At 47.0% G+C, this 7,735-nt stretch carries 9 protein-coding genes; 7 read left to right on the top strand and 2 right to left on the bottom strand.

Going from position 1 to position 7,735, the window contains the following annotated elements; genetic code table 11:
• The 4 genes from RMO27_RS19740 to RMO27_RS19725 all read left to right on the top strand — a co-directional run.
• A partial coding sequence (locus RMO27_RS19740) for a COR domain-containing protein (protein WP_309735742.1) occupies positions 1 to 783 on the top strand: 783 nt, incomplete at its 5' end.
• Positions 695 to 1,936 (top strand): COR domain-containing protein, encoded by a 1,242-nt coding sequence (locus RMO27_RS19735; RefSeq protein WP_396133766.1) that lies wholly within the window; start codon positions 695 to 697, stop codon positions 1,934 to 1,936. The genes RMO27_RS19740 and RMO27_RS19735, both read left to right, overlap by 89 nt.
• A gap of 288 nt (positions 1,937 to 2,224) precedes the next feature.
• Positions 2,225 to 3,478, top strand: a complete 1,254-nt coding sequence (locus tag RMO27_RS19730) for an acetate kinase (protein ID WP_309735739.1) — start codon at positions 2,225 to 2,227, stop codon at positions 3,476 to 3,478.
• A 15-nt stretch (positions 3,479 to 3,493) separates the two neighbouring features.
• A complete protein-coding gene (locus tag RMO27_RS19725) occupies positions 3,494 to 4,138 on the top strand; it encodes a MarC family protein (protein WP_309735738.1) in 645 nt (214 codons plus the stop codon).
• An 85-nt stretch (positions 4,139 to 4,223) separates the two neighbouring features.
• On the opposite strand, the gene RMO27_RS19720 is transcribed toward RMO27_RS19725, so the two are convergent.
• Together RMO27_RS19720 and RMO27_RS19715 are read right to left on the bottom strand one after the other, a co-directional pair.
• The gene (locus tag RMO27_RS19720; RefSeq protein ID WP_309735737.1) at positions 4,224 to 4,505 is read right to left on the bottom strand and encodes a YkvA family protein; all 282 of its coding nucleotides are present in this window, start codon (positions 4,503 to 4,505) and stop codon (positions 4,224 to 4,226) included.
• Positions 4,506 to 4,683: 178 nt separating this feature from the next.
• A complete protein-coding gene (locus RMO27_RS19715; protein ID WP_309735735.1) occupies positions 4,684 to 5,133 on the bottom strand; it encodes a hypothetical protein in 450 nt (149 codons plus the stop codon).
• Positions 5,134 to 5,534: 401 nt separating this feature from the next.
• Between RMO27_RS19715 and RMO27_RS19710 the strand changes: the two genes are divergently transcribed.
• From RMO27_RS19710 to RMO27_RS19700, 3 genes are all read left to right on the top strand, one after another.
• Positions 5,535 to 6,485: a MoxR family ATPase gene (locus RMO27_RS19710; RefSeq protein WP_309735731.1), complete on the top strand. Its 951-nt coding sequence runs from the start codon at positions 5,535 to 5,537 to the stop codon at positions 6,483 to 6,485.
• 56 nt (positions 6,486 to 6,541) lie between these two features.
• On the top strand, positions 6,542 to 6,694 hold the full coding sequence (locus RMO27_RS19705) for a hypothetical protein (RefSeq protein ID WP_309735728.1): 153 nt from the start codon (positions 6,542 to 6,544) through the stop codon (positions 6,692 to 6,694).
• Between the two features lie 168 nt (positions 6,695 to 6,862).
• Positions 6,863 to 7,735 (top strand): RNA-guided endonuclease TnpB family protein (locus RMO27_RS19700; RefSeq protein ID WP_309735727.1); only part of this gene is annotated, 873 nt, incomplete at its 3' end.

The following is a 7,735-nucleotide window of genomic DNA, read 5'->3' as shown; positions in this document are numbered from 1 at the left end:
TTTTTCCTCACCGAACGCTCCCTCTACACCCTCCTCGTCGATGAACGCCGCGAAAATCCTAACTTATACTATTGGCTGAATATCGTCCGCCTCCTCAGCGATAATAGCCCTGTCTTCATCATCAAAAACGAAAAACAAGACTGCGAGTGCCAATTTAACGAAAGACAAATCCGAGGCGAATTTGACAACCTCCAAAACTCCGTCCGTACCAACTTCGCCACCAATCGCGGACTTGAGGATGTCAAGAAAGCTATTGCCGCCCACATTACCGCTCTCCCCCACATCCCCATCCCCATTCCCAAAACCTGGGTGAGAATCCGCAACGTCTTAGAAAACTACTCCCAAGATCGAGACTATATCAGCGTCGAGGAATACTATAGCCTCTGCCAAACCAACGGACTCAAAGATCGCCTGGAAATGCTCAGGATCAGCAAATACCTCCATGACTTGGGGATTTGTTTGCACTTCCAAAAAGATCCCGTCCTCAAACATCACGTTATTCTCAACCCTAACTGGGCAACCAATGCCGTCTATCGCGTCACCAACAACGATACTGTCAAAGCCAACAACGGCTGTTTTACCCGCATAGATCTCGAAACCATTTGGGACGATGATGAATATGCTCAGATGCATGATGAATTGCTGCAACTGATGCAAAAATTTGGGATTTGTTACCCCATCCGCAACAGCACACATTCATACATCGCCCCCAGCCTCCTCTCTCTCTCCATCAGACTACACCTGGAACGAAGCCGAAAACCTAATTCTTCGATACGAATATGAATTTATGCCCAGAGGCATCATCACCCGCTTCATCGTCGAGATGCACAACCTAATTGAGAGCCTACCAGCCCCAGCCCCAGCCACCAGCCAACTCGTCTGGAAGGAAGGTGTCATCCTCACCGACAGCCGTGCCCGTGCGGAAGTAATCGAGTTCTACGAAAAAAAGGAAATCCGCATCCGCGTCGTCGGTTTCCAGAAAAAAGTCTTACTAGAGCGCATCCGCCACGAATTTCAGAAAATTCACGATTCTTACGAACGCTTAAAATATGAAGAGCTGATTCCCTGCAATTGTGCTATCTGCAAGGACACGCAAACACCTTACACATATACTCTCCAGAGCCTGCTCAAACGTCTAGAAAATGGGAAATTCACAGTTGAGTGTGATGAGAGCTATGAATCAATTAATGTGCGACGACTAATCGATGAGGTAATCGAATCAATGCGTGATGATAGCGGCTTAACTCCCTCACAACAAAAACGATTGGAGAAAGAACGAGATTCTCTTCAGTCAGCATTAGATTTAAGGACTGATAAATTAGATTTATTGCGAAAAGATTTGGCGATCGCGACAGATCCCAGCATCAAGTTTAAACTAGAAAAAGAGATCGCTGATGAAGAAGAGAAGATTCGAGAATTAACCGATCAATTAGAAGAAATAGAACAACAATTGAACAACAAATCTTCGTTTGGTAAGACTCGATCAATCCGAGCTAAAACCCGCACTCCAGCAGATTCGCCATCGGCATCGATCGTCAATCACAATTACAATATCAACAAAATCGAAAATAACATGACTGGCAATACTAATACATTCGGCGGTGACTATGTTAGGGGCAATAAAATCGAGGGTGATTACGTTGCTGGCGATAAAATTGGCACCCAGATTAATAATGCCCAAAACCTCGCCCGAGCAGTCGTAGAGATTCAAACATTATTAGACAATCTCGGCGAACTTTATAACCCTAATAGTGAAACCGGACAAGCCAAGATTGCTAAAGAAGCGATCGAATCGATCGACCAAAATCCCACACTCAAAGGGAGAATCATTAATGCGATTAAAGAAAGTAGCTATACGGCATTAGAGGAAGCAGTCGATCAACCCGCAGTGAAGATTTTGATGGCAGCTTTCAAAGGATTTACCGAAGGAAAATAACAGCTTTATTACCTCAGAAACCCGACTTCTTCGAGAAGTCGGGTTTCTGGCTAGATCGTGAATTTAGCTACTACGATCGATATCTGAATTTAGTTTCGTCGATCTCAAGTAATGTTTTATTTAGTCACAAATACAGCACCATAGGCGATCGAGCATCGGGTCGATCGTCCTGAATACTGTCGAATTGACAGAGATGACAATCGGTCAAAAGGAAGACTTAAATAGTTAAAATATATGCTTGGATCTAGGATGAGCCTCATTGACTGAGTTGAAATCTAGGGTTCTTAAATGCTAAATCAAGATCTAAATATCTTAGTACTCAATGCTGGATCGAGTAGTTTCAAATCTAGTTTGTATCGATTGACGCGGGAAAAGCTGTCTTTAGATCCCGTCACACCGTTATGGACGGGGGAGGTTGACTGGAACTCGGCGGGAACTGCGGTCTTCAAGGCAAAAACGGCGGACAATACAGCGCAAGAAGAGCGCGCGGGTACCGATCGGGCGGCAGATATTCACGATCTCTTGAGCTGGCTCTGGAGTGGTAAAACTCAAGTAATCGCCGACATCACTCAGATCGATATCGTCGGCAATCGGATCGTGCATGGTGGCGAACGCTATCGACAACCGACCCTAATTACGGCTGAAGTTAAAACCGAAATCGATCGATTGTCGATCTATGCACCACTCCATAATCCAGCTAATCTAACCGGAATTGCCGCGATCGAATCATTAGCTCCAAATCTACCCCAACTAGCCGTATTCGATACGGCTTTTTATCGGGATTTACCAGAAGTAGCGTATGTTTATCCCGTACCTTACCAGTGGTTGGAGCGAGGGATTCGGAAATATGGCTTTCATGGGATCAGCCATCAATATTGCACGCGGCGCGCTGCGAAGTTATTAGGGCGAAATCTGGATGAGTTACGCTTAATTAGTTGTCATCTCGGCAATGGTTGTTCGCTGGCGGCGATGAGTGTCGGACGCTGTATCGAGACGACGATGGGGTTTACGCCGCTGGATGGATTGATGATGGGGACGCGATGCGGCTCGATCGATCCGGGGATAATCCTGCATCTAGTTAGAGAGGGGGAATACACGATTGAAGAACTCGATCGAGTCTTGAATTTTGAGTCGGGTGTCTTGGGCGTTTCGGGCGTATCTAACGATCTACGGGAGATCGATCAAGCCATCGATGCTGGTAATATGAGAGCCAAATTAGCCCTGGAGATGTATATCGATCGCCTCGCGGCCAAAATCGCCTCGCTATTACCAGTTCTCGGTGGGTTAGACGCGCTGATTTTTACGGGTGGTGTTGGCGAACATCATCGGGGCATTCGGGCTGCTGTGGCCGCAAAATTAGCTTTTTTGGGCGTAGAAATCGATCCCGATTTGAATAATCGATCGATCCCGCCAGATGGCGATCTAGCGACAGATCGATCGACAGTCCGATTACTCGCCATTCATACTCAAGAAGAGTGGGAAATCGCCACAGCTTGCTGGCAATATCTCACCACAACAAATCGTCCCCTCAATTCTCATTAGGAAAATTATCGCGGCATGACACCAGCAATCCTTAATTATGCGATCGGGACATTAGCGGCATTATTTCCGATTGCTAACCCGATCGGTGCCGTACCGATATTTTATAGCTTGACCGCTACCGATAGTCGCCCAGAACGCCGCCAGCAGGCGCAACGCACGACGATCGCGGTGATTTTGATTCTGACAGTCTTTCTCGTGAGCGGACGCACGATTCTCCAATTTTTCGGCATCTCCCTCGATGTTTTACGCATCGCTGGCGGTTTATTAGTCGGCCACGCCGCCTGGGAACTGGTTGCCAGCAAACCCCGCTTAATGGATGCCGAGCAAAAAGCTGGTGTGGCAAAAGAGGACGTCTCGTTTACGCCGATGGCGACGCCACTAGTTGCTGGCCCCGGATCGATCGGTGTAATTATCGGTATATCGACGCGGATGACTGAATGGAGCGACTATCTGGGTTGCGCGATCGGGATCGGCTTATTTGGCGCACTACTATATATTTGTCTGATCTTGGGCGAGTCACTTTTATCCCTACTCGGTCGCAATGGCATGGGCGCACTCAATCGCATTCTGGGATTTTTTATTCTGGCGATCGCCGTCCAATTAATCGCCGATGGGGTGCTTTCACTATTTCAGACAGCAGCACCCAATTTATTTCGCTAATACCAATAAAAAAGTGGTAATTGTTAGCAATTACCACTTCGCAAAACTCACTTTTTTTGGAAATACTTAGATCTGCGCTCTATACCTATTGAATGGGTTGAACATCCACAACTTGACCGGTGGTATCTGGGGTAGAGCGATTGCTTTTAGCTTGCAGCTTGGATTTGGCAACTTGCGAAACTTCGGCAACTAACAGCGAAATAATTAATGTGTCATCAACTAACCCTGCAAACGGTAAGAAATCAGGAACCAAATCGATCGGGCTAACTAGATACGCGATGGATGCAGCTATCACCCACCAACGATATTTAGGATTTTGCAATAAACCACGATACCAGTTGTGTAGAGAGTTAATATTGAAGTTCATCGGTTGATTCCTGATTGGTTTTGGTCGATACATCTATCATCTCAAATTCCCAGGATTTGTACAGGTACGGTAAACCCATTGAGAATGGTGGTTGTTACTACTGACGATCGAGCCATGCATATCCATCGGTAGATCGTCGCCCATTTTAGAACTCAACAATCGTCACTCAATGGATTGGCTATGCTGCGTGACTGAACAAAAAATGCGTCATTTCCGCACAGATACCTTCTAATTCGATCCGACTGGATTCTGGCAAACCAAAGCCAACATAACTCAACACCTCTTCCCAAGCTTGTAGCTCTTCCATTGAGGTGACTTGGCGCAGTTTCTCCGCATAAAAGTTATGCCAAAATAGCGGCGCGATCTGGTCGTATTTTTTCCAACGTTTGCGCCAAGCACGGACATCGCGATGATTGGGCAAGGCGACACCGACAATCGGCGGTAGATCGGCATAGCTGACGAAAGTACTCATCTTTTTGCCGACGACATGCACCACATATCGCCAGCAATTAACTTTATAAATATCATCGGTCGATCGCTTGAGGTGCATCGCGATCGCCGATTTGGTCGCAAACCGACTCTGAGGATTGGTAACGACGGTGGCAGGTTTGGAGGAAGCTACTAACATGTGAGGACACCAAAAGGGCGAAGGAATTATTGGTGGTAATGCACGAATTTTGGGGCTTGAAGCTCGGTATTTAACTGAGAAACTGTCTCAATCGACGCCAACAACTGGCAGCCGGGGATAATAATTATTATAGTACGTTTTTACTAATAAAGCAACTGTGGAGTCCGATCGTAACCTAAATCTCGATCGAAATTCAAGACCCCAGATATGGCGTGGTAGATAGATTACAACGCTAATTGATCGACACTGAACTCGAAACTTAATCCTCGTCTCATCTCTGACTGAGGCAAGAAATCGATCGGAACTGGGCAAAATAGAGTAACACCATATTTAACCTCGAATCGAGATTGCCTTGTGCCGGAATGCCCGATCGCCATCTGTTCGATTCACCCAATTTCCCTATGAATACTCTTGTCTCTCCCACGCCCATTCAACGGCTGACTGCCAATATTGCCCAGCAAATCGTGGGGAAGGATCGACCGATTCAGTTAGTTTTGACCGCACTGCTGGCGGGGGGACACGTTTTGCTCGAAGATGTCCCTGGCGTTGGCAAAACCTTACTCGCCAAATCGCTAGCTAAATCGATCGAGGGTAAATTTCAACGGATTCAGTGTACACCCGATCTCCTGCCGTCAGATATTACGGGTACGAATATTTGGAATCCTGGCAGTCGCGAATTTGAGTTTATTCCGGGGCCAGTATTTACCAATATTCTGCTGGCAGATGAGATCAACCGCGCGACGCCGCGCACGCAGTCGGCTTTATTAGAAGTCATGGAAGAACGCCAGGTGACATTGGACGGTCACTCACGAGCCGTCGCAGCACCTTTCTTTGTCATCGCCACCCAAAATCCGATCGAGTCGCACGGGACATTTGTCCTACCAGAAGCCCAAATGGATCGATTTGCGATCTCATTAAGTTTGGGCTATCCCGAAGCCACCGAAGAACTGCAAATGCTTCAAGGATTGGCAACAGGTATGTCAGTCAATAATTTAGAACCGTGTATTTCACTGGCTCAACTCCAAGCGATCCAGCACGAGTGTCAGCAAGTTACAGTCGAGTTGTCGATTCAAGAATATATCGTCGCCTTGGTGCGGGCGACGCGGATCGATCGAGAAGTGAGTCTCGGCGTCAGTCCGCGCGGTGCCGTCGCCCTCTATCGCATGACTCAAGCTTGGGCGTGGCTGCAAGGTCGATCGTATGCAACCCCCGATGATGTCAAAGCTCTGGCTCTCTATGTCTTGGGACATCGCATTATGACCGTCGGCGGTCGGCGGGGTACCCAGATTGTCGAGCGGTTATTACAGGAAATTCCTATCGATACAACTGCAACCACGCTGCGATCTCGCTAGGATCGTGGATTAAACAACTTATGGCCTTGATTCTCAAGCTCAAGTAGGGGTAATTCATGAATTACCCCTACTTGAGCTTGAGCAATCCCACAGATAATGCCAATCCTGAATCTTATTTAACAGAACAGGCGGGAATTCCCCTTCCTCGCGGGAACGGAGCGACGCGCGACAGCAAGGCAACTGGGCGGGTTCCCCGACCAGCAGCGTAGTGGAGCAGGGAGGGGATGAAAGCCGAGCGAGTGAGTGATTCCACCCGTCTGCAATCCGACAATCTTCAGATCTCGGCAAGCAGACGGGTGGATGAGTGAGGGAGCAAATTCCTTGTTGATCATCGTCCAAATTTGCGTTATCATAAAAACAGTTCGTGATAAACAACGATGTATCAGTCTGTCAAAGCTCGAATCTATCCCTCCGATGCCCAATCCGAAAAGCTTTCTCAGTTTTTCGGCTGCGCTCGTTGGTGGTGGAATCGCGCTCTGAACGAGACTACTACTACCTATGCCCAGACAGGAAAAGGATTGTCTAGAGAAGGACTCAACGCACTGCTGCCAGCACTCAAGAAAGAGTTTGCTTGGCTGGGTGAATGTCATTCTCAAGTTTTGCAATCTGTAACCCTCAACCTCAGTAAATCTTTCATCAACTTCTTTGAGAAAAGAGCTAAGTTTCCTAACTTCAAATCGAAGCATGGAAAACAGTCGATTCAATATCCTCAAGGGACTAAATTTGTTGACAACCTGATCTATCTCCCTAAGTTGGGATGGGTCAAAATCAGCTTGCATCGTCCGCTTGATGGAGAAGTCAAGACTGTTACTATTTCCAAGAACCCTAGCGGTCAATATTTTGCTGCTATTCTCACAGAACAGGAAGGTGAGTATCCCGCTCCGAGTAGTGAAGGAAATGCAATTGGTATCGATCTGGGTATCACCGACTTTGCTATTGCTAGCACTGGCTCTAAGTATCCTAATCCTCGACATATCAAGAAGCATGAATCCAACCTCAAACGGAAACAGCGTAAATTATCCAGAAAAGTAAAAGGTTCTAACAGTCGGAATAAGGCTAGAAAACTGGTAGCAAGAATTCACCAACGGATCGGCAATTCAAGACAAGACTTTTTGCATAAACTCTCTCACAAACTGGTGAACGAAAACCAAGTCATCGTTGTGGAAGATCTAGCAGTCAAGAACATCACGCGCAATCATTGTTTGGCAAAAGCGGTCTTCGATTGTGGCTGGTCTAGTTTCGTCGGAATG

It is taken from the genome of Chamaesiphon sp. OTE_75_metabat_556, assembly GCF_031378165.1.
In the GTDB taxonomy this organism is placed as follows: Bacteria; Cyanobacteriota; Cyanobacteriia; order Cyanobacteriales; family Chamaesiphonaceae; genus Chamaesiphon.
The sequence above is the reverse complement of the archived record's forward strand: the minus strand, read 5'-3'. Positions and strand labels throughout refer to the sequence as shown.